Here is a 1,196-nt window from a genome sequence, read left to right as displayed (position 1 = left end):
CTGTACTCCCCCCATTTTCCACAGTGCTCATTTGTAGAATTTAAGCTGCCTGTAATAACTGCCTTGGCGGTACTCCTCCGATAGCAGTGTGAGGGCGTTCGTTGTTGTACGTCCAAAGCCATTGTGTAGCAAGTTCTTGAGCCTGTTCAATGCTGTCAAAGATGTTTAAATCTAACCATTCATGACGCACTGTTCGGTTAAAACGCTCAACATAAGCATTCTGTGTCGGTTTGCCTGGTTGGATATACTGCAAGGTAATTTGCTGCTCTTTAGCCCAGTCCTTTATTGTTTCAGAGATGTACTCAGGGCCATTGTCACAGCGTATTGTGTTTGGCTTACCGCGCCACTCAATGATTTGCTCTAACGATCGAATAACTCGTGCGCTAGGCAAAGATAAATCAACATCTATAGCCAAGCATTCGCGATTAAAATCATCGATGACATTAAAGGTTCTGATGCTGCGGCCACTGGCTAAACTGTCTGACATAAAATCCATTGACCAGACATCGTTAATAGTTGTTGGAACGCACAGCGCGTCAGGCTTATCTCGCTTGATGCGTTTTCTGGGTTTGATACGCAAGTTCAGCTCCAGCTCACAGTAAATGCGGTAAACGCGCTTATGGTTCCATTTAAAACCTTTGACATTACGCAGGTACAAAAAGCATAGGCCAAATCCCCAACGCTTTTTATTGTCGGTTAATCGAAGCAGCCAGTCGGCAATCTGCTCGTTCTCAGCATTGAGCTTGCTTTGATAGTAAAAACAGCTCTCGCTAATACCTAGACAGAGGCAAGCAAGGCGAATGCTGATGGCATGTTTGATTATCGCCTCTTTCGCCATCTCCTTGCGCAGGGATGGCTTTAGAGCTTTCCCTCAAGAGCTTCCAATCGAATCTCAGCTTTAAGACGCTCTTCGGCATACATTTTTTTGAGCCGACGGTTCTCTTCTTCAAGCTCTTTCATGCGCTTCATGAGCGAAGTGTCCATGCCGCCGTATTTTGAACGCCACTTGTAGAACGAAGCTGAGCTAATACCATGCTCACGGCATAGCTCAGGGACTGGAACTCCAGCCTCATTTTGTTTGAGAATTGCCATAATCTGGCTCTCAGTGAATTTTGATTTACGCATAGAAAACTCCTTGAGTTCATATTAATGGAATTTTCTACAAATAGCCTCTGTGGTTTTGAGGGGGGATTACA

Annotated in this window: 1 protein-coding gene; it reads right to left on the bottom strand. The window is 44.9% G+C overall.

Annotated elements, in window-relative coordinates; all coding sequences use genetic code 11:
* Nucleotides 1–40: 40 nt before the first annotated feature.
* Nucleotides 41–1,125 (bottom strand): IS3 family transposase gene (locus TOI97_RS13165; RefSeq protein ID WP_321554582.1). Its coding sequence is split into 2 segments (ribosomal slippage): nt 41–864 and nt 864–1,125, totalling 1,086 coding nucleotides; the frame shifts between segments, so codons are not numbered across the junction.
* Nucleotides 1,126–1,196: the final 71 nt, after the last annotated feature.

Origin of the sequence: Denitrificimonas halotolerans (assembly GCF_034259425.1) — a bacterium.
GTDB lineage: Bacteria > Pseudomonadota > Gammaproteobacteria > Pseudomonadales > Pseudomonadaceae > Denitrificimonas > Denitrificimonas halotolerans.
Note: the sequence above shows the minus strand (reverse complement) of the source record. Positions and strands in the feature narration are given on the sequence as shown.